18 protein-coding genes are annotated in these 26,171 nt (G+C 63.1%); 5 read left to right on the plus strand and 13 right to left on the minus strand.

Annotation, left to right across the window (positions count from 1 at the left end):
* Positions 1 to 20 precede the first annotated feature (20 nt).
* The gene (gene treS / locus GQA94_RS13425) at positions 21 to 3,344 is read left to right on the plus strand and encodes a maltose alpha-D-glucosyltransferase (protein WP_158188495.1); all 3,324 of its coding nucleotides are present in this window, start codon (positions 21 to 23) and stop codon (positions 3,342 to 3,344) included.
* Positions 3,341 to 5,557, plus strand: a complete 2,217-nt coding sequence (gene glgB / locus GQA94_RS13430) for a 1,4-alpha-glucan branching protein GlgB (RefSeq protein ID WP_158188496.1) — start codon at positions 3,341 to 3,343, stop codon at positions 5,555 to 5,557. The genes treS and glgB overlap by 4 nt, the downstream gene beginning before the upstream one ends.
* Positions 5,558 to 5,635: 78 nt before the next feature.
* Here the strand turns inward: glgB and GQA94_RS13435 are convergent, their stop codons facing one another.
* The 6 genes from GQA94_RS13435 to GQA94_RS13460 form a co-directional block, all read right to left on the minus strand.
* Positions 5,636 to 6,673 carry a lysylphosphatidylglycerol synthase domain-containing protein gene (locus GQA94_RS13435; protein ID WP_158188497.1) on the minus strand — a complete coding sequence of 346 codons (1,038 nt, stop codon included), beginning with the start codon at positions 6,671 to 6,673 and terminating at the stop codon, positions 5,636 to 5,638.
* On the minus strand, positions 6,670 to 7,905 hold the full coding sequence (gene clsB, locus GQA94_RS13440; RefSeq protein ID WP_158188498.1) for a cardiolipin synthase ClsB: 1,236 nt from the start codon (positions 7,903 to 7,905) through the stop codon (positions 6,670 to 6,672). The genes GQA94_RS13435 and clsB overlap by 4 nt, the downstream gene beginning before the upstream one ends.
* Complete coding sequence (locus GQA94_RS13445; RefSeq protein WP_158188499.1) at positions 7,902 to 8,705, minus strand: endonuclease/exonuclease/phosphatase family protein; 804 nt, start codon at positions 8,703 to 8,705, stop codon at positions 7,902 to 7,904. Before GQA94_RS13445 ends, clsB begins: the two co-directional genes overlap by 4 nt.
* On the minus strand, positions 8,702 to 9,619 hold the full coding sequence (locus GQA94_RS13450; RefSeq protein ID WP_158188500.1) for a DUF72 domain-containing protein: 918 nt from the start codon (positions 9,617 to 9,619) through the stop codon (positions 8,702 to 8,704). The genes GQA94_RS13445 and GQA94_RS13450 overlap by 4 nt, the downstream gene beginning before the upstream one ends.
* A 12-nt stretch (positions 9,620 to 9,631) precedes the next feature.
* Positions 9,632 to 10,900, minus strand: coding sequence for a zinc-dependent alcohol dehydrogenase (locus GQA94_RS13455; RefSeq protein WP_158188501.1), 1,269 nt, complete (start codon positions 10,898 to 10,900; stop codon positions 9,632 to 9,634).
* 304 nt (positions 10,901 to 11,204) lie between these two features.
* On the minus strand, positions 11,205 to 12,125 hold the full coding sequence (locus GQA94_RS13460; RefSeq protein ID WP_158188502.1) for a LysR family transcriptional regulator: 921 nt from the start codon (positions 12,123 to 12,125) through the stop codon (positions 11,205 to 11,207).
* Between the two features lie 103 nt (positions 12,126 to 12,228).
* Between GQA94_RS13460 and GQA94_RS13465 the strand changes: the two genes are divergently transcribed.
* Complete coding sequence (locus GQA94_RS13465) at positions 12,229 to 13,059, plus strand: DODA-type extradiol aromatic ring-opening family dioxygenase (RefSeq protein ID WP_233270161.1); 831 nt, start codon at positions 12,229 to 12,231, stop codon at positions 13,057 to 13,059.
* Between the two features lie 29 nt (positions 13,060 to 13,088).
* Complete coding sequence (locus GQA94_RS13470) at positions 13,089 to 13,370, plus strand: DUF2218 domain-containing protein (protein ID WP_158188503.1); 282 nt, start codon at positions 13,089 to 13,091, stop codon at positions 13,368 to 13,370.
* A 14-nt stretch (positions 13,371 to 13,384) separates the two neighbouring features.
* Here GQA94_RS13470 and GQA94_RS13475 read toward each other — a convergent pair whose 3' ends face one another.
* The 7 genes from GQA94_RS13475 to glgA form a co-directional block, all read right to left on the minus strand.
* Positions 13,385 to 14,242, minus strand: coding sequence for a M23 family metallopeptidase (locus GQA94_RS13475; protein ID WP_158188504.1), 858 nt, complete (start codon positions 14,240 to 14,242; stop codon positions 13,385 to 13,387).
* Positions 14,243 to 14,490: 248 nt separating this feature from the next.
* Positions 14,491 to 16,641 carry a glycogen debranching protein GlgX gene (gene glgX, locus GQA94_RS13480; protein WP_158188505.1) on the minus strand — a complete coding sequence of 717 codons (2,151 nt, stop codon included), beginning with the start codon at positions 16,639 to 16,641 and terminating at the stop codon, positions 14,491 to 14,493.
* A gap of 96 nt (positions 16,642 to 16,737) precedes the next feature.
* On the minus strand, positions 16,738 to 17,121 hold the full coding sequence (locus GQA94_RS13485; RefSeq protein WP_158188506.1) for a DUF2934 domain-containing protein: 384 nt from the start codon (positions 17,119 to 17,121) through the stop codon (positions 16,738 to 16,740).
* The gene (locus GQA94_RS13490; RefSeq protein ID WP_158188507.1) at positions 17,114 to 19,930 is read right to left on the minus strand and encodes a malto-oligosyltrehalose synthase; all 2,817 of its coding nucleotides are present in this window, start codon (positions 19,928 to 19,930) and stop codon (positions 17,114 to 17,116) included. The genes GQA94_RS13485 and GQA94_RS13490 overlap by 8 nt, the downstream gene beginning before the upstream one ends.
* Complete coding sequence (gene malQ / locus GQA94_RS13495) at positions 19,927 to 22,005, minus strand: 4-alpha-glucanotransferase (protein WP_158188508.1); 2,079 nt, start codon at positions 22,003 to 22,005, stop codon at positions 19,927 to 19,929. Before malQ ends, GQA94_RS13490 begins: the two co-directional genes overlap by 4 nt.
* Positions 21,995 to 23,776, minus strand: coding sequence for a malto-oligosyltrehalose trehalohydrolase (treZ, locus tag GQA94_RS13500; protein ID WP_158188509.1), 1,782 nt, complete (start codon positions 23,774 to 23,776; stop codon positions 21,995 to 21,997). Before treZ ends, malQ begins: the two co-directional genes overlap by 11 nt.
* A gap of 12 nt (positions 23,777 to 23,788) precedes the next feature.
* A complete protein-coding gene (glgA, locus tag GQA94_RS13505; protein WP_158188510.1) occupies positions 23,789 to 25,339 on the minus strand; it encodes a glycogen synthase GlgA in 1,551 nt (516 codons plus the stop codon).
* Positions 25,340 to 25,636: 297 nt separating this feature from the next.
* Here glgA and GQA94_RS13510 point away from each other — a divergent pair, with 297 nt between their 5' ends.
* Positions 25,637 to 26,137, plus strand: coding sequence for a CinA family protein (locus tag GQA94_RS13510; RefSeq protein WP_158188511.1), 501 nt, complete (start codon positions 25,637 to 25,639; stop codon positions 26,135 to 26,137).
* Positions 26,138 to 26,171 lie beyond the last annotated feature (34 nt).

A 26,171-nucleotide genomic window follows, 5' to 3' on the forward strand; every position in this document is an offset into this window, starting at 1 on the left:
GCCATAAAAGGAACGAGAAGATGGCCAAAGCGCGCAAACCCGCCGCATTCATCAAAGACCCCCTCTGGTACAAGGATGCGGTGGTCTATCAGGTACACCTAAAATCGTTTTACGACTCCAACAATGACGGCGTCGGCGACTTTCAGGGCTTGATCGAGAAGCTCGACTACATCGCCGACCTGGGCGTCAATACCATCTGGCTGTTGCCGTTCTACCCTTCGCCAAGGCGCGACGACGGGTATGACATCGCTGAATACCGGGGCGTGCACCCCGATTACGGGACCATGGCCGATGCGAGACGCTTCATTGCCGCCGCGCACAAACGCGGCTTGCGGGTGATCACCGAGCTGGTCATCAACCACACCTCGGACCAGCATCCATGGTTCCAGCGTGCACGCAAGGCGAAGAAGGGTTCCGCGGCTCGCGACTTCTATGTCTGGTCGGATACCGATGACAAATACGACGGCACGCGGATCATTTTCCTCGATACCGAAGTGTCGAACTGGACCTGGGACCCGGTCGCGCAGCAGTACTTCTGGCACCGGTTCTATTCACACCAGCCGGACCTCAATTTCGACAATCCGCAGGTGATGAAGGCGGTGCTCAGCGTGATGCGCTACTGGCTCGACCTGGGCATCGACGGGCTGCGGCTGGACGCGATTCCCTATCTGGTCGAACGCGACGGCACCAACAACGAAAACCTGCCGGAAACCCATGCGGTGCTGAAACAGATTCGCGCCGAGATCGATGCCAACTACCCGGACCGCATGCTGCTTGCCGAGGCCAACCAGTGGCCGGAAGACACCCAGCTGTATTTCGGCGGCGAGGACGGTGGGCCGGGGGATGAGTGCCACATGGCGTTCCACTTCCCGCTGATGCCGCGCATGTATATGGCTCTGGCGCAGGAGGACCGCTTTCCGATCACCGACATCCTCAGGCAGACGCCGGACATTCCCGCGAACTGCCAGTGGGCGATTTTCTTGCGTAACCATGATGAGCTGACGCTCGAAATGGTCACCGACAAGGAGCGCGACTACCTCTGGAACTACTACGCCTCGGACAAGCGCGCGCGGATCAACCTCGGCATTCGCCGGCGCCTGGCGCCGCTGCTCGAGCGCGACCGTCGCCGCATCGAACTGCTCAACAGCCTGCTGCTGTCGATGCCGGGCACCCCGGTGATCTATTACGGCGACGAAATCGGCATGGGCGACAACATTTTCCTCGGCGACCGCGACGGTGTGCGCACCCCGATGCAGTGGTCGGTGGACCGCAACGGCGGCTTCTCGCGGGCCGACCCGCCAAGCCTGGTCCTGCCACCGATCATGGACCCGCTGTATGGTTACCAGGCGATCAACGTCGAGGCGCAGCAGCGCGACCCGCACTCGCTGCTCAACTGGACGCGGCGGCTGCTGTCCATCCGCAAGCAGTTCAAGGCATTCGGCCGTGGCACGCTGAAGATGCTGGCGCCGAGCAATCGGCGGATTCTGGCGTACCTGCGCGAGTACACCGCCCCCAATGGCGAAACGGAGGTGATCTTCTGCGTCGCCAACGTGTCCCGTTCGGCCCAGGCGGCGGAACTCGAGCTTTCGCACTACGCCGGCATGGTGCCGGTGGAGATGGTGGGCGGAAGCGCGTTCCCGCCGATCGGCCAACTGCCCTATCTGCTGACATTGCCACCTTACGGCTTCTACTGGTTCCAGTTGGCGACCAGTCATCAGATGCCCAGCTGGCACCAGGAACCGGTGGCAACCATGCCTGATTTTCAGACCCTGGTGCTCAAGCGCCTGGATACCCTCACCAGCGCCAACAAGCGCATTCTCGAAACCGAGTCCTTGCCGGCCTATCTGCCCAAGCGACGGTGGTTCGCCAGCAAGGATGCGACCATCGACTCGATCCGGATCTGCTACAGCGTGCCGTTCGGCGACCCGCACAAGCCCGTGCTGTTGAGCGAAATCGCAGTGGATACCGGCGGGCGGACCGACCTTTACCAGTTGCCGCTGGGATTCCTCGACGAGGGCGATTTCGACATCGCCTTGCCGCAACAACTGGCGATGGCGCGGGTGCGCCGTGGACCGCAGGTGGGCCTGCTGACCGATGCCTTCGCACTGAACCAGTTCGTGTTGGGTGTCATACAAGGGCTGCGTGAGGGACAGGTGCTGCCCTGCGGTGAAGGCGAGATCCGCTTCGAGCCGATGGCCACGCTGGATGAAATCGAGCTGCCGGCCGACGCGGAAGTCCGCTACCTCTCGGCCGAGCAGTCCAACAGTTCGGCGATAATCGGCAGCAGCATGATGATCAAGGTGCTGCGTCGGGTGTCGGCGGGCGTGCATCCGGAACTGGAAATGGGCCGCTTCCTGACCGAGCAGGGCTTTACGCATATCTCGGCGATGCTCGGCCAGGTGACCCGCGTCGACAAGCAGGGCGAGCAGCATGCCTTGATGGTCGTGCAGCGCTACCTCGATAACCAGGGGGATGCGTGGGAATGGACGCTGAACACACTGGACCGCGCCGTTCGCGACCAGATTGCCGGTGGCGTTTCCCTGCATGAGAATCAGTACAGCGCCCTCGAGGAACTCGAAGCCTTCAATCGTCTGCTTGGGCAACGCCTGGGCGAGATGCACATGACGCTGGCGGCTGAAACCGATGACCCGGCCTTTGCCAGCGAGCCGACAGGCCCGGCCGACGTCAAGGCGTGGACCCGGGCGATCTCCGCTCAGGTAGAACGAGCGCTCGACCTGCTGCAAACCCACCGGGGCGACTTCGACCGCAAGGCGACCGTGCTCGTCGACCAGTTGTTGGCGCAACGCAAATCGTTGCTGGCCGAAGTCAAGCGCCTGGCCGCCCGTACCCAGGGCGGGTTGCGCACACGCGTGCACGGCGACCTTCACCTCGGGCAGGTCCTGGTGGCGCAGGGCGATGCATACTTCATCGACTTCGAAGGCGAACCGGCTCGTTCGCTGGATGAGCGCAGAAGCAAGCTGAGCCCGTTCAAGGACGTTTCCGGCGTATTGCGTTCGTTCGAATACGCCACTGCCATGACCCTGCGTAACGCGCAGATAAGCGACAGCTCCGAAGCGGCGGACCTGGTGCGGCGCAACATTTCCGATACCTACCAGCAAAGCGCGCGCAGTGTATTTCTCGAGGCCTATCGCGAGGCGACGGCGCAGATGCCGCATGCCTGGCAAGACGCTGCCGGGGCCGAAGCGGCCCTGGCCTTGTTCAGCCTTGAAAAAACCGCCTATGAAGTGGCCTACGAGGCAGAGAACCGCCCAGCCTGGCTGTCCGTTCCCCTTCAGGGACTGGCGGCACTGGCACAACAGATTTCCGATGGAGGTTCCCTATGAATGACCGACCGGCCGTGACCATGCCAGGCGAAACCCTGCTTCCCAGCGACGCTGATGTCGATGCGCTGGTGCGCGCCGAGCATGGCGATCCGTTTTCCATACTCGGCCCACACCCCGACGGTGACGGGCTGGTAATTCGCGCCTACTTGCCAAACGCGTTGGGCGTCGAGGTGCTCGAACGCACCGGGGGCCGCGTGCTGGCGGCGATGGAACAGGGCCAGGTGCCCGGCTTCTTTTTCACCCGGCTGACCAATCCGCAACCCTACCTGTTGAAAATCCGCTGGGCCGGCGGCGAACAGGTGACCGAAGACCCGTTCAGTTTCGGGCCGCAGCTCGGCGAAATGGACATGTACCTGTTTTCCGAGGGCAATCACCGTGAGATCGGCCGCGTGTTCGGTGCGCAGCCGATGGACGTCGACGGCGTGCAGGGCGTGCGCTTCGCCGTCTGGGCGCCCAATGCCCGACGCGTCTCGGTGGTCGGCAGCTTCAACGACTGGGATGGCCGTCGGCACCCGATGCGCCTGCGTTTTCCGGCCGGGGTCTGGGAAATCTTCATACCGCGTCTGCAGCCAGGCGACCGCTACAAATACGAGATTCTCGGTCCGCAAGGGATACTGCCTTTGAAGGCGGACCCCGTGGCGTTGGCCACCGAATTGCCGCCGGGCACTGCTTCGGTGATTTCCCATCCGCTGGAGTACGAGTGGAAAGACGACGCCTGGCTGCAGCAGCGGGTCGCGCGGCAATCGCTACAGGCGCCGATGACCATCTACGAGCTGCACGCCGGCTCGTGGCGCCGGGAGGGTGGCGACGATGGCCGGCTCTACGACTGGCATGAGCTGGCGGAGCGGCTGATTCCCTATGTCGTCGACATGGGCTTCACTCACATCGAACTGATGCCGATCATGGAGCATCCGTTCGGCGGGTCGTGGGGTTACCAGCTGCTGTCGCAATTCGCGCCGAGCGCTCGCTACGGTACCGCGCACGATTTCGCCGCCTTCGTCGACGCCTGCCACAACGCGGGGATTGGTGTGATCCTCGACTGGGTTCCGGCGCATTTCCCGACCGATGCCCACGGACTGGGCGAGTTCGACGGCACGGCGCTGTACGAATACGCGCATCCCTTCGAAGGCTTTCATCAGGACTGGGATACCTACATCTACAACCTGGGCCGCACTGAGGTGCACGGGTTCATGCTGGCCTCGGCGTTGCACTGGCTGCGCGAATTTCACGTCGATGCGTTGCGAGTCGATGCGGTCGCCTCGATGCTCTATCGCGATTATTCACGCAAGGAAGGCGAGTGGATTCCCAACCGTCACGGCGGCCGTGAAAACCTGGAGTCGATCGAGTTCCTGCGCCACCTGAACGACGTGGTGGCCACCGAGACGCCAGGCGCCCTGGTCATCGCCGAAGAGTCCACCGCCTTTCCGGGGGTCAGCAAGCCGACCGCCGAAGGGGGACTGGGCTTCGCCTACAAGTGGAACATGGGCTGGATGCACGACACGCTCAAGTACATTCACGAAGACCCGGTCAACCGTCAGTACCACCATGACAAGCTGACCTTCGGCATGGTCTACGCCTATTCGGAGCACTTTGTGCTGCCGATCTCCCACGACGAGGTGGTGCATGGCAAGGGTTCGCTGATCGACAAGATGCCCGGCGATCGCTGGCAGAAATTCGCCAACCTGCGGGCCTACCTGTCGTTCATGTGGACGCACCCGGGCAAGAAGCTGCTGTTCATGGGCAGCGAGTTCGGCCAGTGGCGGGAGTGGAGCCATGATCGCGAGCTTGATTGGCATCTGCTTGAGGAGGCTGATCATCGAGGGGTGCAGAATCTTGTCCGCGACCTCAATCGTCTGTACAGCCAGGAGCCGGCGTTGCATGAACTGGACAGCGATCCGCGAGGTTTTCAATGGCTGATCGGCGATGACCGCGTCAACAGCGTGTTCGCCTGGCTGCGTAAAAGTTCGACCGGGCATCCGTTGCTGGTCGTGGGCAACTTCACGCCCGTGGTGCGCGAGGGCTATCGGGTCGGCGTGCCGGAGGACAGCCGCTGGCTGGAAGTCTTCAACAGCGACGCGCAGTGCTACGGCGGCTCCAACGTGGGCAACGGCGGCGGGATACTGGCCGAACAGATCCCCGCGCACGGGCAGGACGTATCGCTTTCGCTGACGTTGCCACCGCTGGGCGTGATCATCCTGCGACCGCAGGTATAAAGCCTTCGGCGCCCGATAGGGCGCCCATGACAGAAGCCGGGACGATTCGTCGTCCCGGCTTTCTTGTACCTGTCCCCGTTAGCGGCCGACGGCTTTGTGGGCGGTGGGCGAATGCGCCTGGTCGTCGGCGGCCGCTTCGTTGGGCTGGGCTTCGTTGCCGGAGCGCAGCTTCTTTGCTCGGGCCTCGAGTACGACGTATACAAGGGTGGCGAAGAACAGCGGGACGAGAAAATAGACGACGCGATAGCCGATCAGGCCCGCCACGATCGCGCCTTTGCTGAGCTCGCCGCCCAGCGTCGCCACGAACACCGCTTCGATCACACCCAATCCCGCCGGAATATGGGCGATGACGCCTGCGATGCTGCTGATCATCAGGATGCCCAGCACCTCCGGGTACGGCGCCTTCTGCGACAGCATGAAATACACCACCAGCGCCATCAGCGACCAGTTCGCGGCACCCAGCAGCATCTGCACCACAGCCAGCCGCAACGAGGGCAGGTGGATTTCATGCTTGCGTATCGTCCAGTGCCGACGCTTGGAGAAGCCGCAGGCCCAGAGGTACAGCACCGCGACCACCAGCAGGGCGGCGCCGAGCACGCGTAGCGCGGTGTGGCCGATTTCCCAACTGTCTGGCGGGGTGATCCACCCGAGAGCAAAAATCAGCCCGGCCAGCCAGATATAGCCGAGCCAGTTGGTCAGCACGCTCAGGGTGAACACGCGAGTGATCTGCGAGGCGCGCAATCCCAGTCGCGAATACAGCCGGTAGCGCAACGCGATGCCGCCGACCCATGCGCTCAAGTTGAGGTTGAAGGCATAGCAAACGAAGGTCACCGGCACGATTTGCCGTACGGGCAGGTTGTGCTGCGCATAGCCTTTGCCAAGCACATCGAAACAGCAATAGACCGCATAGCTGCCCAGTGCGGCGGCCCCCGCCAACCACAGCGTCCGGGCGTCGTAGTTGCGCAGCGTCTGGTAGACCTCATCCCAGTCGACATTGCGTGCCAGGCCGATCAGCAGCCCGGCGACCAGAATGAAGAAGACATACGTGAGGATCTTCTTTATCAGCGGCCAGCGTTTGCGCCAGCCGCGGCGTGACGCGTCATGGGGTTCGCTCATTGATGATCTCGTTGCAAAGGGGCCGGGTTGGGCTCAAGCGGCTCCGGGTCGATGAGCTGCAGCTTGGGACGGTGGGCCGGGAACAGGCCGACCAGCTGCGGGAAATGGCGCAGGAAGTGAAAGATGAAAAACGCCAGCGGCGCTCGCCACCAGTAGCCGCGAATGATGCGTTCCAACGGAATGCGGCGGCAGTCCTGCTGCAGCAACCGGTCCAGGTTTTCGTGCAGTTGTCGGTTGAAGGCGTGATCGCGAATGATCAGGTTCGCCTCCAGATTGAGCGAAAGGCTCAGCGGGTCGAGATTGCTCGAACCCACCGTCGACCATTCGTAGTCGGCCAGGGCGACCTTGCCGTGCAACGGTCGACGGCAGTATTCGTGAATCTCCACGCCATCGCTGATCAGATAGTTGTAGAGCATGCGCGCGCCGAACTTGGCGATTGGCATGTCTGGCTGGCCCTGCAGGATCAGCCGCACCCGCACACCACGACGGGCCGCGTTACGGATTTCCCGCAGCACCCGATAGCCAGGAAAGAAGTAGGCGTTGGCGATCACCAGCCGAGAGCGCGCGTCCCGGATGGCCTGCAGGTAGTGTTGCTCGATGTCGTTGCGGTGGTCGTGGTTGTCGCGCGTGACGAACAGTGCCCGAGCCTCGCCTCGGCTGACACCGACGTAGCCGTTGCTCTGCGTGCGCACCCGACGGTGCCACCAGCGACGGTTCGATGGTTCCGCTTCGATGGTGCTGAGGGCGAAGCGGTGAATGTCGTGCACCACCGGACCTTCGACCCGCAGCGCGTAATCCTGCTTGGCCGCCGGGCCGTAATCGCCCAAGTGATCGGCTGAGAAGTTGATCCCGCCGATAAAGGCGACATTACCGTCTACCACCACGATCTTGCGGTGCATGCGTCGGAATACATTGACGCGCTTGCCAAGCAGCCGTTTGCCAGGGTCGAACATGTGAATGCGAACCCCGGCTCGCGCCATCGCCGCGGCGAAGTCTCCGTTCAGGTCTGCCGAGCCATAGCCGTCCACCGTGACATCGACACTGACGCCGCGCTCGGCCGCTGCGATCAGGACCTTTTGCAGTTCCTGGCCAACCTTGTCTTTGAAGAAAATGAAGGTTTCCAGCAGGACTTCCTTTTCAGCGGCCGCAATGGCCTCGAACACGGCAGGGAAGAACTCCTCGCCGTTTTCCAGCAACTGAAGACGATTCCCGTCTCTCCAGTGAAAATTCATAGGTGTATCTCCACCGCCAAGGGCAGATGATCGGACAAGTGCGTCCAGGGTTTGTTACCAAGTATGCGTGCTTTATGGCTCGTGGCATTGCGCACATAGATGCGATCCAGGCGCAGCATCGGCCAGCGCGCCGGGAAGGTCTTGGCGACCTTGCCCTGGGAGACGGCGAACACTTCGTGCATACCGGCGCAGCGGTCCAGTATCCGGGCGCCTTTGAGTCGCCAGTCGTTGAAGTCGCCCGCCACGACAACCGGGGCATCCTCGGCCAGTGAATCGAGTAACTCGCACAACAGGCCCAACTGCTGCTGGCGATGGGATTCGCGCAGTCCCAGATGCACGCAGATGGCGTGAAATTCTTCGTGCCCAGGCACTTGCAGCACACTGTGCAGCAAGCCACGGCGCTCGGGCCCGGCAATGGAGATGTCGAGATTCTCGTAGCGCGTGATCGGGAACTTGGACAGCAAGGCGTTCCCATGGTCGCCGTCCGGGTAGACGGCGTTGCGGCCATAGGCGAAATCGGTCCAGATGCTGTCGGCGAGAAACTCGTACTGGGACATCTTGGGCCAGTCGTGAAAGCGCAGGGCGTGTTTCTCGTGCGTTCCCAGCACTTCTTGCAGGAACACGATATCGGCCGATACAGCCCTGACCGCTTCGCGCAACTCCGGAAGAATGAAACGCCGGTTGAGCGCGGTGAATCCCTTGTGAGTATTGACGGTCAGCAGGCGAACCGCGTTGACCGCAGTGGACATATGAGCGTCCAGATCGCTGCTGTCGAGGGGGTGATTCTTGTCCAGGTTCAAACCAATGCTCCTTCCAGATGGCCCGGAGTGGTCTCCAGGTTTTCCTCCAGCCCGAGCCGGCGCAACAGCTGTCGCGCATCGTAGGGCGCTCGGACCTTCACGTCGTTGTCGAAATAGCAGTACACCTCGCGCCCCTTGCGCGACGGCGGCTTGTCGCTCGAAATGAGGTGGGCGTCGTCGGGCTGTCGGCCGGTGTTCCAGCGCGTGATCCGCTGACACCAGTTGTCCAGCGCCTCTTCGCTGTAGCCGCTGGTATAGAGTTCTTCGGCGCCGTGCAGGCGGATGTAGACGAAATCGCTGGTCAGGTCTTCCCGGTAGGGCCATTTGCCGGCCGTGTCGGCGACTACCAGGGCGACGTTGTATTTGCGCAACAGTGCGACGAACGCGGGGTCGACGAAGCCTTCGTGGCGTATCTCCACGGCATGTCGCAGCCGACGCTTGCGATCGATCTGCAGATAGCTGCGACCCTCCATGCGCGGCTCGCAGCCCTTGGCCATCTCCAGTGCGGCCTCGGTATCGTGTGGCAGCAGCGCGAGAAAGGCTTCGAAGCGTTCCGGGTCGAATTTGAACGAAGGTGGGAATTGCCAGAGCATCGGCCCGAGCTTTTCCTTGAGCGCAAGGACGCCAGAGGCGAGGAAGTTGGCAATGGGCTTCTCGACATCGCGCAACCGCAGGATGTGCGTGATATAGCGCGGCGCCTTGACGCTGAAGACGAAGCCCTTGGGCGTCTCGTCGTACCAGCCCGCATACAGTTCGGGCCGTTGCAGCGAGTAAAAGGAGCCGTTGATCTCGATACTGCTCACCGCGCGCGAGGCGAACTTCAGTTCGTTCTTCTGGGTCAGCCCCTTGGGATAGAAGTCACCTCGCCAGGGTGCGTACCGCCAGCCCGATATCCCGATATGGATGGCCGCCATCGGCTTCTCCTGTTACCTGCCGGGGCTCTGCATGCTGGTCGGATCGCTGGCAGGGAAGGTGTCGGCAACCGCCTTGTCGATCACGTTCTCCTCCGACCCGACCGCTGCCGAGTGAGTGCGTTGTGGCTGCAGTTCCACCTTGATCCAGCCGCGCTCGCGCCGGTCGAATGCCTCGAAGGCCGCAATCGCGTCGGTCATCGGCTTGACCTGCGTGAGGATTTTCGACGGGTCGATGCGACGCGCCTGGATCATCTCGATCAGCCGCGGAATGTATTTGCGGTGATGGCAGTTGCCCATGTTCATGGTGATGTTCTTGTTCATCGCCATGCCGATGGGAAAGCTCGTCGCCTCAGGCGGATAGACCCCGATGATGGACAGCGTCCCGGCCTTGGCCAGGCCCTGTACGGCCCATTCCAGCGCCTGAGCCGGGCCGTTGCCTGGCTGCCACTGAGCGCCTTGGCTCGGTTGTGCGCCATCGGCCGGCTTGCCACCGCAACAACCCTGTTCGGCATCGATACCGACAGCATCGATGGCCCGGTCGACGCCGATACCCGCGGTCAGCCGCCTCAATGTTTCCACCGGGTCCTCTCGATTGAAATCGATGATCTCCGCGCCCTGGTGCTGAGCCATGCGCAGGCGATCCTCGAACTGGTCGATGGCAAAGACGCGCCCGGCACCCAGCAGCTTGGCACTGGCAATGGCGAACTGGCCGACCGGGCCGCAGCCAAATACCGCGACCGTATCGCCGGGGCGAATCTCGGCCATTTCGGCGCCGAAATAGCCAGTAGGGAAAATATCGGACAGCAGAATGGCCTGGTCATCGCTGACGTCCGCGGGCAGCTTGACCAGACCGATATTGGCAAAGGGAATACGCGCTTTTTCGGCCTGCAGACCATGAAAGGGCCCGGTGGTCGAGGGGCCGCCATAGAAAGACGTACCGGCCTGCTTGCCATTCGGATTGGCGACGTCGCATTGCGCGAAATAGCCGGAACGGCAGTAAGAGCAGTTGCCGCAAGCGATGGTCGAGGGAATGACCACGCGATCGCCGATCTGCAGGTTGCGGACATCCTCGCCCAATTCTTCCACGATACCGACGGCTTCATGACCGAGAATGGTGCCTGGCTTCATTCCGCTGACGGTGCCGCGAACGAAGTGCAGATCGGTTCCGCAGATGGCGGAGGCGGTGATGCGAACGATCGCGTCGGTGGATGCCTCGATGCGTGGTTCGGCTACGTCTTCAAGGCGGATATCGCCAACACCGTGATAAACGACAGCTTTCATGGCTACTCCGTAACGCACCGTTCCAGCCGGCTGGGCTCGAAACGGTATCAATGATGGGTAATCCCCGTGCGAATCGGTCAGCCTCAGCCAAGGGCCGGCTGGCGCTCCGTCGGGTCGTCCGGCCTTGGCCGAGCGCGCCATCGGGCAGCACAGGGCGCCGAACGGGTGCACCTTCATTCGGACTGATCACGGCTTTGGCGGTTCATCTTTTTTTCGGACAGGCGTGTAGACGGGCGCGGCGTTCGCGGCGCGGTACACGGCTTCGGACTGATTGCGCGCGACCCGCTGCGCAATAGAGGACGGCTCAGGTGCGGGGCGCGTCCCAGGGCAACTCACCGGAGAAGGCTTCGACAAGGTAGTCGATCATGGCACGCACCTTCGCCGGAGGTCGCCGATCGGGCGGGTAGACCACATGGATGCCGCCCAGACCGAGCGGCGGTTGATCCAGCTCCAGCATCACCAGTTCGCCACGGCTCAGCGCGGCGGCGACGATGAACTGCGGTTGATAGATCAGCCCTTGGTCGCCCACCGCGGCGGCCACCAGGGCTGCACCATTGTTCGCGATCAGGTTGCCCTGGATCGGCACGCGAAACTCACCGGCAGGACCGAACGCCCATTCCCGGCCGCCTTGCAGGCTGGAGAGGCTGTACCCCAGGCAGTTGTGCCGGGAAAGTTCGCTGACCCGTCGCGGCGCGCCATGCAGCGCCAGGTAGCCAGGCGAGGCGCACACTCGCATTGGACAATCCGCCAGCCGCCTGGCCTGCAGCGGGCTGTCGCTGAGACGGCCTATGCGAACGGCCATGTCCCAGCTGCCTTCGATGAGATCGACCTGGCTATCGGTAAGGCCCAGCTCCACCTTGACCGCAGGGTGGCGTTGGCTGAATGCCGGCATCAGCGGGGCGATGAAGCGAGTCCCGAACGACAGCGGCACGTTCATGCGCAGCAGGCCCGCCGCGTCGATCCGCTGCGACGCGATGCTCGCTTCGGCTTCGTCGATTTCCGGGAGGATGCGCAGGCACGCCTCCAGATAGTTGCTACCGGCGGCTGTGAGGGCCAGGCGCCGGGTACTGCGGTGGAACAGCTTGACGCCCAGGCGGCTTTCCAGCGCATCGACATGTTTGGTCGCCATGGCGGGTGAAATCCCAAAATGGCGCGCTGCCGCCGAGAGGCTGCCGGCGCTGGCGGCACGGGTGAACACGCGCATTCCAGTGATTCGGTCAAGCATCCTGGCTCCTACTCCGGGTTGGAAGTGTTGGGGTGTTTTGCCTTGTTAAAGCCAAACGAAGTGTAATTCATACTGTCGCTTCACTTGCGAGGACGACGATGACATGACCCCTCAGCTCGGCCACCCCATCATGCCGGTACGGATGCCGACCCTGTTCGTACCGCACGGCGCCGGCCCTTGTTTTTTCATGGAATGGAACCCGGCCGATGCCTGGGCGCGGATGGCTGCCTTCCTCGAAGGTGTTGCCACGACACTGCCGCAACGTCCGCAGGCCATCGTGGTGGTTTCCGGCCACTGGCTGGAGCGGCAGGTCATGGTCACCGCCAACGCCCAGCCGCCGCTGATCTACGATTACACCGGTTTTCCGCCGCATACCTATGAGCTGCGTTACCCGGCGCCAGGCGATCCCGGGTTGGCGACACGTCTGCTCCAATTGCTTGAACAGGCCGGAATTGCCGCAGCAGCGGACCATCAGCGTGGTTACGATCATGGCGTCTTCATCCCGCTGAAACTGATGTATCCAGAGGCCGATGTGCCAGTGGTCCAGTTGTCATTGCGCCGCGACCTGGACGCCCAGGCTCACCTCGACATCGGCCACGCCATCGCGCCTTTACGTGACGAAGGCGTGCTGATCGTCGGCAGCGGCATGAGTTTCCACAACATGCGGGGCTATGGCGACCCGCTTTTCGGCCCGATCTCCGACGAGTTCGACCACTGGTTGAGCGATGCGGTCGCGGCCTCGCCCGCGCGGCGCGACGCCTTGCTCGCGCAATGGCAGGCAGCCCCGTCTGCGCGGCTTTGCCATCCGCCGAGGGCCGAAGAGCACTTGCTGCCGCTGATGGTGGCGGCCGGTGCCGCTGCGGACAGCGCGGGGCGTCAGGTTTTCTCCGACAGAGTCATGCAAACGACCCTGTCGGCCTATCGATTCGGTTGAGCCACCAACCGACAACAGAAGGAGTCGACATGCTCGTTTCTACCGTACAGATCGAAACATCCGACCCGAGCCGCCTGATCCGTCGGCTCTGCAAACACTGGAGCCACAAGTTCGAGGTCAGCTTCGACGAGCGGCAGGGCCAGATCGCGCTGGGCGATGCTCAATGCCTGCTGACGGCGGGCGAGGGGAGCCTGACGGCGCAAATTCGTACCGAAGACGAGGCGCAGCTGGAACGGATGGAAACCGTCGTGGCCGACCATCTCCAGCGAATGTCCGCGGACGAGTCCTTCAGCTTCGCTTGGCGGCGCTGAGATTGCGCAGAGGCTCAGCGGTCGTTGCGCGCGAAGTTCGGTAACGTGTCGACCGGTTGGGCGAAGCGGAAAGGGATCGATACCATCGAATCGCCATAGGCCTTCTGCACCACGAAATGCAGGTGCGGCCCGGTGCTGCGCCCGGTATTCCCTGACTGGCCGAGCAGCGTGCCGGCCTTGACCCGCTGTCCCGCTTTCACAAGGACCGAGCCGCGCTTGAGGTGCAGGTAAGCGCTGTGCGTGCCGTCGTCATGGGCAATCCGGACATAGTTGCCGGCCGGGTCGGGCAGGCGCCCGGCCTGCCCATTACGCACGTCCATTACCGTGCCCGTGCGCGCCGCAACGATCGGCGTGCCCACCGGCATCGCCACATCGACGGCGTAGCGGCCTTTCGGCGAATTGTGGCTGAAATCGCCACCGGCGCCCTGGGAGATACGGAACGGTCCGCCTTTCCAGGGCAGCGCATAGGCGTAACCGCCTACCGAGCCCTTTTTCCCCGGCTCCGGCGAGTAGATCATCGAATAGCTGAACGACTGCTGATACATCAACGGGTAGCTTGGCTGGCGCTTGTGCAGCGTGGCGATGCGCATGCGGGTTCGCGCGGGTACGGTGGTGCGGATCACGCCCTTGCCAACGCCAGCCACGTTGACCATCCGGGTCAGGCGCAACACCACTTCGACCGGCACATCCATGTCGTTGCGTACGTCCATCGCCTTGCCGGAACCTGCGCGATTGACGAACAGCCGAACGCTGCCAGGTTTGGTGGCGGGAAGCGTCGCGTTGGTAATGGCACCCGCAGCCAGCACAGGCAGTGCAGGCGCGCAGCAGAAGAACAGCAGAGCAAGTGAAATGATCAGCCGGGTCGAAGCCATAAGCGTGTGATCCGTCACGGATGGGACAACCTGTCGGCGGCTGGCAGGACAAATCCGTCGGGGTTCATGGATGCCGCGCAGGGGTTGGGACTCGATGGGTCACACCGGGTTCACTACCGCACGTCGATATCCAACCAAGGATTGAGGGACGATCGTTGCACCGATAAGCGTTGCCCTGACCCAGCCGCCAAGGCTCCAGCGCCCCGCGGACGGGACGCTGTTCACCGAAGCAAGCGCGGGCCCGGAGGTTATTCCTCTTCCTTGACCAGTTCGAACAGCAGCAACGAACGGCCGGTCAGCGCGTATTCATCGCTGAACTCGAACCGCTCGAGCCGCGCGTTGGGGTTGTTGGTGTCGATCAGGCGGTTCCAGTAGATCCCTTGTGGCACCTCCGGCAAGGTGAAATTCACGATGTCGTGGTGGGCGTTGACGATGATCAGCAGCGTCGCGTCCGAGCCTGCCCGACGTATGCCCGTCGGTTGCGCGCGGCCATCGAGCAGCATGCCCATGCAGCGGTTATGACCCTCCTGCCAGTGCTCGACGGTCATTTCCTCGGCGTGCGGAGCCAGCCAGGTGACGTCCTTGACGCCCAGTTCCTCATTGTAGGCACCGACCAGGAAGCGTCCGCGCCGCAGCATGGGGTAGCGCTGGCGGAGACGGATCAGCTTGCGCACGAAAGCCTGCAACGAGCGACTCTCTTCTGGAATGTCCCAGTCCACCCAGCCGATTTCGCTGTCCTGGCAGTAGGCATTGTTGTTGCCGTGCTGGGTACGTGCGAACTCGTCTCCGGCTACGATCATCGGCGTGCCCTGAGAGAACAGCAGCGTGCCGAAGAAGTTGCGCATCTGACGGAAGCGCAACTCGTTGATCTCCGGATCGTCGGTCGGCCCCTCGACGCCATGGTTCCAGGAGATGTTGTTGTCGCTGCCGTCGCGGTTGTCTTCGTCGTTGTCTTCGTTGTGCTTCTCGTTGTACGAGACCAGGTCCCTGAGGGTGAAGCCGTCATGGGCGGTGATGAAGTTGACCGAACTGAAGGGCCGCCGGCCGCGCTGATTGAACAGGTCGCCGGAGCCGGTCAGGCGGCTGGCGAAATCGGCCAATTGCCCGTCGTCGCCTCGCCAGAAGGCGCGGACGGTGTCGCGGAACTGATCGTTCCATTCCGCCCAGCCCGGTGGGAAGCCACCCACCTGATAGCCGCCGGGACCGCAATCCCAGGGTTCGGCGATCAACTTGGTCTTGGCCAGTACCGGGTCCTGGCGACAGGCGACCAGGAATCCGTGGCGCTCGTCATAGCCTTCGTGCTGTCGCCCGAGGATGGTTGCCAGGTCGAAGCGGAAGCCGTCCACGTGCATTTCTTCGGCCCAGTAGCGCAGCGAATCGGTGACCATCTGCACCACGCAGGGGTGGCTCATGTCCAGCGTGTTGCCGGTGCCGGAATCGTTGATGTAGTAGCGCTTTTCATCCGGCATCAACCGGTAGTACGAGGCATTGTCGATGCCCCTCATCGAGAGGGTCGGCCCCAGTTCGTTGCCTTCGGCGGTGTGGTTGTAGACCACGTCGAGAATGACTTCCAGATCGGCGTTGTGCAGGTGCGCGACCATTTCCTTGAATTCACTGATCTTGCCGCTCGCCAGGTATTTGGGGTGGGGCGCGAAGAAGGCGATGCTGTTGTAGCCCCAGTAGTTGCTCATGCCCTTTTCCAGCAGGTGCTGATCCTGGACGAAGGCGTGGATTGGCAGGAACTCGACCGATGACACGCCGAGCTTGCGCACGTAATCGATCACGTCCGCTGACTTGAAGCCAGCGAAGGTGCCGCGCATGTCTTCGGGCACCGAAGGGTGCCGCATGGTGAACCCGCGTACGTGGGTCTCGTAGATGATGGTGCGATCCCAGGGGACCTGTACCGGGCGATCATGTCCCCAGGTGAACGCCGGATCGATGATCTTGCACTTGGGCACGAAAGGCGCGCTGTCGCGCTCGTCGAAGCTCAGGTCCGCGTCGGGGTGGCCGATGGTGTAGCCAAACAGCGCCTCGGACCACTTCAGTTCGCCCACCAATTGTTTGGCGTATGGGTCGATCAACAGCTTGTTGGGGTTGAAGCGATGACCGGCCTCCGGCTCGTAGGGACCATGGACACGGTAACCGTAGACCTGTCCGGGATGCGCATCGGGCAGGTAGCCGTGCCAGATCTCGTCGGTGTATTCGGGCAGCTCGATCCGTTCGAGCTCGGTTTCGCCATCGGCATCGAACAGGCACAGCTCGACCTTGGTAGCGTTCGCGGAGAAGATCGCGAAGTTCACGCCCAACCCGTCCCAAGTGGCACCAAGCGGGAAGGGAAGCCCTTCACGAATCCGTGAAGGCGTCAGAATCTGAGGCGCTGCAGGTGTTTTCTTGCTCATGAAATCTCCGATGGCGGCTCGTGGTGCCTTACAAGGCGATGAAACACCGCGGTCAGTGGCGGCTTGGCAAGCCGGTCGAGGACCGCGGCGTTGGGTTCAGCTGTCCTTCCTGGCGCGGGGCGCGCGGGTTTTCTTCACACCTTCCGGGGTGCCTTCGGCGGCGTCGGTGCCTGCCTTGGCTTTTGGCCGCGCGCTGCCTTTGGCCGCACTGGCTGCCTTGGCCGGCTTGACGTCCTTGGGCTGCGTGGCGTCTTTTGCGGCCTTGACTGGTTTGGCGGCTTTTTCGGCGGGCATCGCATCGGTTGGCTTGGTGGCCGTTTTGCGTGCGCGACTGGCGGGTTTTTCGGACGGCGCTTTCTTCTCCGCCTCGACCAGCTTGCACGCCATTTCCCAATGGCGTTCTTCCTGGCCATCAGGGCGCCCCTCCGATACCCAGATGTCGTACGCGAATTCGCGGATGCGTTGCTCGTCTTTATTCATCGTTCTGATTCTCCTGTGAACTGATTGTTGGCTGTAGAAGCGCCAAAGGCAGGGGTTGCAAAATCTCGGTTACACGCAAACTCGCTTGTCTGGGTGTGACTGTATTTCCGTCAAAAAGTCGCTTCATGGCATGACCGCTCAGCGCATCGGGCAGGTGCACGCAGGTATCGCCCCAACGCTCGGGCGGAATCTGTGGCGACGGGCTGTCTGCGAGCAGGCCACTGGCGAGCCGCGCGGCGACGACGATGAGCCAGGTCCCGTCCAGCTCCCGGGCGAATGCAATGAGCCGATCGGCGTGCTCACCTTCGACTCTCAACGGCAGGTAACGGCCTTCGGTGAACAGTCGCGGCTGCGCGCGGCGCAGCTCGAGCGTCCGCGCGATCAACCATTGCTTGAGGCGAGCGTCCTTCCAGTTGGCCAGCAGCTCGGCAGGCTGCGCCTGTCGATCAAAGGTGCGCCGACGCGCATCGAAATCCACGGGGCGCCGGTTGTCCGGGTCGACCAGGCTGAAGTCCCAGTAATCGGTGCCCTGATAGAGGTCGGGCACGCCGGGGGTGGTCATGCGCAGCAAGGTCTGGGTCAGGCTGTTCAGCGCGCCGGTCGGCGCCAGCTCGGCGGCCGCCGCGGCGATGTCGTTGCGCAGCGTCTTGCACTTGTCGTCAAGCAACAGGGCGCGCACGTAACGCTGGCACGCGCCTTCGTACTCGCTGTTGGGGTCGGTCCAGGTGCTGCGCAGCTTGGCTTCGCGCACTGCCTTTTCCTGCCATTTGATGATCCGCTCGCAATACGCCTCGGCGCCCTGGCGGTCGTCCGCTTGCAGATCCAGCGGCCAGCTCCCCAGCAGGATCTGGAACAACAGCATTTCGTCACCGGCAGAGGGCGCAGGCCCGTCGGCCAGCTCCTGACGCTGGGCGTAGGCGAGCTGACGCCAATGGCGCACCTTGGCGGCGAACCAGGGCGCGCGCTCGCTGATGACGGTCATACGGGCACGGGTGTCTTCGCCGCGCTTGTGGTCGTGGGTAGCGGTGGCCAGCAGGTTGCGCGGGAAATGTTCGGCACGCGCCAGGCAGGCGGCGTGAAACGCATCCACCGGCGCACTGAAGGTCTGCGGATCGAAGCCGACATCGTTTCGCGACAGCAAGGCCCCGGAGCGATAACAGGCGGTGTCCTCCACGGCTTTGGCAGCGGCCGGTGAGGTGAGTTGCTGAAAGCGTGTACAGGCGTAGCGGCGGATACGTCGCGCCGGGCCGGGCGGCAGCGCCCGCAGGCTTTCACCCCCGAGCCAGCGGTCGAGCAGATCCAGCAGCGGCCAGTCCGCCTCGCCAAGCGTGCTGCGCGCGCCCGCCAATGCTTGCTGGAAGAACGGTTCGTCGGCGTCGCGGCGCCCACCGGCGCCGATATAGGTGCGATACACCGGGAAATGAACGATCAGTTCAAGCAGGGCCCGGCGAATGGCACCGAGGGTAATGTCGCGGGTCATCACATCGTAGCGCGCGACCTGCAGCAGCGCCTGAGCGACGGCTTCGAAGTCGCCGGCGAGAGGGCCCGTGAGCACCAGCTGGCGCGCCAGACGCACCTCTTCCATGAAGTCTTCCGGACGCTCGGCGGTTTCACTCCAGAGCGAGCAGAGCACCGATTTGCCGGCGGGGTCGTGCTGCAGCAACGACACCTGATTCATGAACTCATAACCGGTAGTGCCGTCCACGCCCCAGTCGTCGTGCAGACGCTCGCCTTCGGCGAGAATCTTTTCGACATAGATCGGCACATGCGCCTGCGCCGCCTCGGCGGGTCGCGCGGCATTCAGGCGGTCGACCCGGCGCCGCAGTTGTCGACAGTAGCCTCGCGGATTGGCCAGCCCGTCGACATGGTCGATGCGCAATCCATCGATCAGGCCTTCGCTGATCAGTTCGAAGATTTTTGCATGGGTTTCCTCGAACACCACCGGGCGTTCGACGCGCAGCCCGCCCAGCTCGTTGATGTCGAAAAAACGCCGCCAGTTGATATCGTCGCCGGCGGTGCGCCAACTGGCGAGGCGATAGTTCTGCCGCTCCAGCAGGCCGTGCAGCCGCCTGAAGCCCTCTTCGGTGGTCGAGTCGTAATGCGCGAGTGCGCCTTCGAGGATTTGCCGGGTCGCATCGTCTTCGAGCAGACGGGCCAGATCGGCCCGAAGCTGGCGGGCGGTCTGGTAGGCCGCGGGCTCGGTCTTCAATGCATCGAAGTGCTGAGCCAGCGCGCGCAGGTCATGGTTATCGGTCAGGCGCAGGACTTCGCCGTAGCTGGGCGGGGTGATCGGGAAGCGGTGCTCGTAATGTTCGGCGTAGAGCGCGCCGTTGGCCGCATCCAGGCGCAGCACCACGGTGCCCTCCTGCAGCGCCTCGCCGTAGTCGCTGCCGAGGAAGGGCACCAGCAGTTGGCCTTCGAGCAACGGATCGGGCGAATTCCATTGGATGTCGAAAAATTGCGCGTAGGGGCTGCGGCGGCCCCATTCGAGCACGTCCAGCCACCAGGGGTTACCCGAACCGCCGACCGCCATGTGGTTGGACACGATATCGAGGATCAGGCCCATGCCCTTGGCCCGCAACGCCTCGACCAGCCGGTGCAGTGCCGGTTCGCCACCCAGTTCGGGGTTGATGCGCGTCGGGTCGATGACGTCGTAGCCGTGCATCGAGCCGGGGCGTGCGGTCAGCAGGGGCGAGGCGTAGAGATGGCTGATGCCCAGATCGGCGAAGTAATCGACCAGAGCGGTGGCGTCGTCGAGGGTGAAATCGCGATGGAACTGCAATCGCAGCGTAGCGCTTAGGTCTCTCATCGGTGGTCGCTTCCAAGGGTCTGCTTGCGCACATCGGCCAGGATTTTCAATCGACGCGCACAGGCCGGGGCGTCAAGCAACGCGGCGCTGTCGGCGGGATAGCGACGACGCCAGTTGGGATGGGTATCGGTGGTGCCGGGCATGTTCGGCTGTTCCAGCAGGCAGAGCGCATCCTCGATGGGAAACAGCACCAACGGAGCCGGCGTGCGCGCCAGGAACGCGCCACAGGCATCGGCAAGCACCTCGGGATCGGTGAGGTCGCCCTGGATGTCCGGTGCGTACTCACGCAGCAGACGAAGCAGGCCGGCGCGCTCACGCTCGCGCTCCTCCAGTTGAGCCGCACGCTCATGCTCCTGGTTCTGGCCGACGCGGATGCGCCAATCGATGTCATGGCCCTGCCACCAACCATGGATCGTCGGCAGGTCATGGGTGGTCGAGGTTGCGAGGGCGGTGTGCGGCCAACGCATCGGTGGCGTGAATCGGCCATGCTGATCGCGCTCGAAGAACAACACCCGCATCCCCAGCAGGCCGCGCTCGGCCAGTTTGTCGCGAAGCCCTTCGGGCACGGTGCCAAGGTCTTCGCCGAGGATCACCGCATTGCGTCGCCAGGCTTCGATGGACAACAGTCGCAGCAGGTCGTCGAAGGGATAATTGAGGTAGGCACCCTCCGTCGGGCCGGCACCGGCGGGTATCACCCACAGTCGCATCAGCCCCATCACGTGGTCGATCCGCATGCCGCCGGCATGCGCGAGGTTCGCGCGCACCATCTCGATGAACGCACGGTAGCCATGGGCCTTGAGCCCCCAGGGTGAAAACGCCGAAATGCCCCAGCTCTGGCCCTGGCGATTGATGATGTCCGGCGGTGCGCCGACGCTCAGGGCCGCCAGCACTTCGTCCTGCCGGCTCCAGGCCTGGCTGCCGCCCCCATCGGCGCCCACGGCCAGATCACTGATCAGGCCGATCTTCATGCCGGCGCTGTGGGCGGCGGTCTGCGCGCGCTCCAGCCCCCGGGCAATCAGCCACTGGCAGAACGCGTGGTAGCTGACTTGCTCGGCATGCTCCTGGGCAAAACGTTCCACTGCAGGGCTTTGCGGGGTGCGGTACTGGTCGGGCCAATCGCGCCAGTGTTGTGGATGTCCTTGGTGATCGAGCAGCGCTGCGTGCAGCGCCTCGAACCGGCAATGATTTTCCAGTGCTTCGCCGCCTGCTTCGCGAAAACTGTCGAAGTCGGCCCGCTGGGCGTTACCGCCGTTGACGAAGTCGTCGAATAGCGCCCGGAGCAGCCGTTGGCGTGTCGTGGAAACAGCGTCCCAGTCGACCAGTTCCAACCGTTCCAGCCGCTGAAGTTCTTCGGCCAGCCCGCAGGACTCGATGGCAAGGCGCATCGGCGTATCGCCCAGTATCGCCTCCGGTGCGCTGTGGAGGATGTTATAGAACAGCCGGCTGGAGGGTGAGTAGGGACTGTACTGGCCGCTGTTGCCAGTAAACATGGCGTGAATAGGGCTGATGCCCAGCGCATCGGCGCCATGGGCGGCCGCGTTTCGCGCCAGGGTTTCGAGGGCCAGGGTGTCGCCGAGCCCTCCGTCACCGGGGCGCCGAAGACCGTACAACTGGACCGTCAGGCCCCAGGCGCCGGGACCGGCGATATCCTCGACATCGGGACAGGCGGACGGCGCGACCGCCAGCGTCAGGTGCTGACCGGCTATCTCCAGGCGGTGGTAACCGGGCGTATCGATTGCGCCCAGGCGCGCGTGTTCATCGAGCGCGCCTGGGTGGCGGGTGCCGTCCTCGAGCGTAAGCTCGTAAGGCGTGGATGGCTCGAAATAAAGCTCCAGCTCCAAGGCCGTCCCCTGATCGAGCGTGACCAGCGGCGGCAGGTTGGAGGTGCCGGCAATGGCGTCGAGCTTTTCAAGGCTGTTGTCGATTTCCGAGTCGCTGTCGGCCGCAAGCCCCAGTCCGTTGAGCACCGCGCGCAGCACCTCGGGGCGTACGCGCTGATCCTGCCCGTCGGCGTCTACCCAATCGATGGACAGGCCCGCCGCCTCAGCAAGACGGTGCAGTCGTTCATCGCTCATCGGCGACCTCCAGATGCAACGTGGCGGTTCGCGCCGGCAAGGTGCCCGCGCTGGGATCGGCTTCCGTGTCGCGGCTGACATGCAGCAGACGCGCATCGCCAGCCGGCGGAGGGACGCTGACCTCCTTCTCACCGAGGTTCAGTGCCAGGCGCAGTACCTGACCGTCGCCCAGACGCCAGCGGGCGAGGGCGGCCGCGTCGCCAAGGGCTTCAGCACCCAGGAACTGCGAGCCGTCCAGTCGCGGAACGATCTCCTGGTGGCGAATACGCAGCAACTGGCGATACAACGCCAGCCATTCGGCGTGCCCGGCCTGATCCTGCTTGCTGAAGTCGGGTTTCGACGCTTCGAAGGTCTCCACGGCGTTCGGGTCGGGAATGCGCTCACGCGTCTGTTCATCGGCGAACTCGGAAAACTCGGCGAACTCGCCACGACGACCTTCGCGTACCGCATCGGCCAGTTCACCGTGGTGGCTGGTGAAGAATAAAAAGGGTTCGCGGGCCCCCCATTCCTCGCCCATGAACAACAGCGGAATCATCGGCGAGAGCAGCAGGACGGCAGTCGCTGCCCTCAAGGCATCAGGATCGGCAAGGCTGACCAGCCGGTCACCGAAGGCTCGATTGCCGGTCTGGTCATGGTTCTGCAGAAACAGCACGAAAGACGTCGGCGGCAGATGCGCGCTGGGCTCGCCACGGGATTCGCCTCGACGGTTCTGATGGCCTTGATAGATGAAGCCTTCACCGAGAAAACGCACCAGTTTGGTCGTCGAGTCCTGATGATAGTCGGCGTAATAACCCTGACGTTCGTCGGTCAGCAGGGTGTGCAGGACGTTGTGCCCATCGTCGTTCCATTGCGCCGTGAAGCCCTGGGTGAGCAGGCTTGAACGGTTGTCCTCGTTTTCCAGGACCAGATGCAGGCGGCGTCCAGGCTCGGCGGCAGCGTGAACGCGCTCGGCCAGTTCGGTGAGAAAGGTACGGTCCGTAATGGCGTGGACAGCGTCCATGCGAAGCCCATCGAAGCGGTATTCCATCAACCACATCAGCGCGTTGTCGATGAAGAAATCCCGCACCTCGCGGCGCCGGAAGTCGATGGCGTCGCCCCAGGGCGTCTGCTGGTCATGGCGGAAGAAATGCTTGGCGTAACGGTGAAGATAGTTGCCGTCCGGACCGAAGTGGTTGTAGACGACGTCGATGAACACCATCAGGCCCAGGCCGTGCGCCGTGTCGATCAGATGCTTGAGCTGCTCGGGCGTGCCGTAGGCCGCCTCGGGAGCATAGTGCAGCACGCCGTCGTAGCCCCAGTTGCGCTCGCCGGGAAATTCGGCGAGCGGCATCAGCTCAATCGCCGTGACACCCAGCTCGGCCAGCGCCTGGAGTCGCTGCTCGATCTGCGCGTAACCACCGTAGGCGCCGACATGAAGCTCGTAAAGCACCGTTTCGTGCCATGGACGGCCCTGCCAGTCAGGGTTGCGCCAGGTGTAGCCATTCGGGTCGACGACGATGCTCGGATCGTGCACATCGCCGGCCTGCGCGCGAGACGCCGGGTCAGGCACGGTCAATTCGTCATCGATCAGAAAGCTGTAGCGGGTGCCGGGTCCTGCATCGGCTTCGACAGCGTACCAGCCGTTCTCGGCCTCTTTCATGGGCAGCGTTTGGCCGCCGACAATCACCAGGCTGACGCTTTGCGCATCGGGCGCCCAGAGCCTGAACCGGGTACGCGTGGCATCGAGTAACTCCGGTCCGTGTTGCCCATTGCGGGCTGGGCTGTTGTGCATTGATCGACCTCGTTAAAAAATGGCATGGGCCTCGCGCCGCCCGACCAGCAGGCGCTGGTAGAGGCGGTCATAGGGTTCGATCGCGTGACGCCAGAAAAATCCACTGCTCATCGCGCGGCAGCGCATAGCATTGAGCAGATGCGGCTTGCGGTGTATTTCCAATGCGCGCTCCACCGCCTGCCGATAGCTCGGCGTGGTGGCCTCGTTGAACAGAAAGCCGGTCACCCCGTCATCGATGCTGTCGGCGAGGCCACCCGTGCGGTGAGCGATGGGCAGCGAGGCGAAACGCTGCGCATACATCTGGCTCAGGCCACACGGCTCGTAGCGCGACGGCATCAGCAGGAAATCGCTGCCGGCAAAAAGCCGACGGGCATCGGTCTCGTTAAAGCCGATGTGCGCACCCACCCGTCCGGGGAAACGTTCGGTGAGGCGTCGTACTTCGTCTTCTATATGGCTGTCGCCGCGACCGAGGATCGCCAGCTGTCCGCCGCGCTGTACGATCGTCTCGGCAACTTCGATGGTCAGGTCGATGCCTTTCTGGTGAACCAGTCGAGACACCACGGCAAACAACGGGCCCTCGTCCTGCTCTAAACCGAACAACTCGCGGACATGGGCCGCATTGGCCTGCTTGCCCGCCCATTCGTGCGGGCCGAACTGGCTGATCAGGTGCGAGCAGTGCTGCGGTTCCCAGCTGTCGTCGATACCGTTCAGCAGCCCGGTCAACAGACCCTGGCGTGCCTTCATGGCCAGAAAGCCCTCCATGCCGCAGCCGAACGCCGGGGTGGTGATTTCCCGCGCGTAGGTCGCACTGACGGTGGTGACGTGATTGGCGTAGGCAATCCCCGCCTTGAGCAAGGACAATGCGCCGTAGAATTCCATGCGCTCGGGACTGCAGGCTTCGAGCGGGATCCCCAACTGGCGGCGCAGGCTCATGTCGATGTTGCCCTGGTACGCCAGGTTGTGAATGGTGAAGACGCTGGGTGTGCTCAGCCCTCGCCAGTGCATGTAGGCCGGGGTCAGCCCGGTAGGCCAGTCATGGGCATGGACCAGATCGGGTGTCCAGCGGATGCAGGCCGTGCCTGCGGCGATGTCGGCGGCGGCCATGCACAAGCGGGCGAAGCGCACCGGATTGTCCGGCCAGTCATTGCCGTGCTCGTCGCCATAGGGCAGGCCGTCGCGCTCGTAGAGTTCAGGGCAGATCAGCACGTAGATGATCAGGCCGTCCGGCATGTCGAGCCGACCGATCCGACAGGGCGGCAGATCACCTTGCGAAAGCACGTTGCCGACGATGCGGATCGGTACGCCGCATTGCATGACCTGGGTATAACCCGGGATCAGTACACGTACATCGTGACGCTCGCCCAACGCGCGGGGCAGGGCGGCGGACACGTCGGCGAGTCCACCGGTCTTGACCAGATCGGTCAGTTCCGAGGTCACGAACAGTATTTTTTTCTTGTCCACCTGCGTGCTGCGAAGTTGCAGCACCGGGCGCTCGATCGGCGCCCCCGCAGGTGGGGTTGTCTTGAGGTCGGCGGGCCGGGCATCCACTGCAGCAATACTCATAAGCACATCTCTCCAGGTGACCGGGTTTCCAACCGGCCATTACGAGCACGTTTGTTCCAGGCAGCGCCCCTTCGAGAGCTGCAAATCATGAGCACGGCAAGGGTGAAATTTTTCTTGTTGGAGCCGCTTGTTCCGCGGCACAGGGCGAGTTTTGCCCTACTTGAAAAAAGACCGAGCCGCTATGAATTAGTTCTCGGATTTCGAGGTAAACCATCAGGGGGAACTTTGCGGAGGGCGGCCGGTTCCGAAAATTGAGCCCAATCAGGCATTTTTCCACAGCCAGCCGGAGCGAAGATCATGCAAGACCTTGCTGAAATCGTGCAGTTTCTGAGCGACAAAGAATTGAAATTGACCACTGCCGAATCCTGTACCTGTGGCCTGATGGCCTCATTGTTAGGCGACATACCCGGCTGCGGTCAGGTTCTGGACAGCGGTTTCGTCGTGTATTCGCCGAAAGCGAAGAATCGGCTGCTTCACGTCAGTTTCGAAACCATCGAGACCTTTGGCCTGACCAGCGAAGAAGTCGCCACCGAGATGGCGGTCGGGGCACTCAATGCCAGCGTCGCCGACATTGCGATTGCCAATACGGGCGTTGCCGACGACAGCGAGGAGGACCCCGGCGGCACGCAGTGCTACGCCTTCGCGCTCATGCAAGGCGAACGCCAAGTCAGCGTCAGCGAAACAGTGCAGTTCGAAGGTGATCGGGTACAGATACGCAAACAGGCTGCTCGCTACGGGCTGGAGCAGTTACCGAGCAAATACGAACAGCTGCTGCGAAAGTTGCGCGAACACGACTGATCCGGGGCGGGGTGTCCCGGCGCACCGGGATGTG

The sequence above is a fragment of the Stutzerimonas stutzeri genome (genome assembly GCF_009789555.1).
Taxonomy (GTDB): domain Bacteria; phylum Pseudomonadota; class Gammaproteobacteria; order Pseudomonadales; family Pseudomonadaceae; genus Stutzerimonas; species Stutzerimonas stutzeri_R.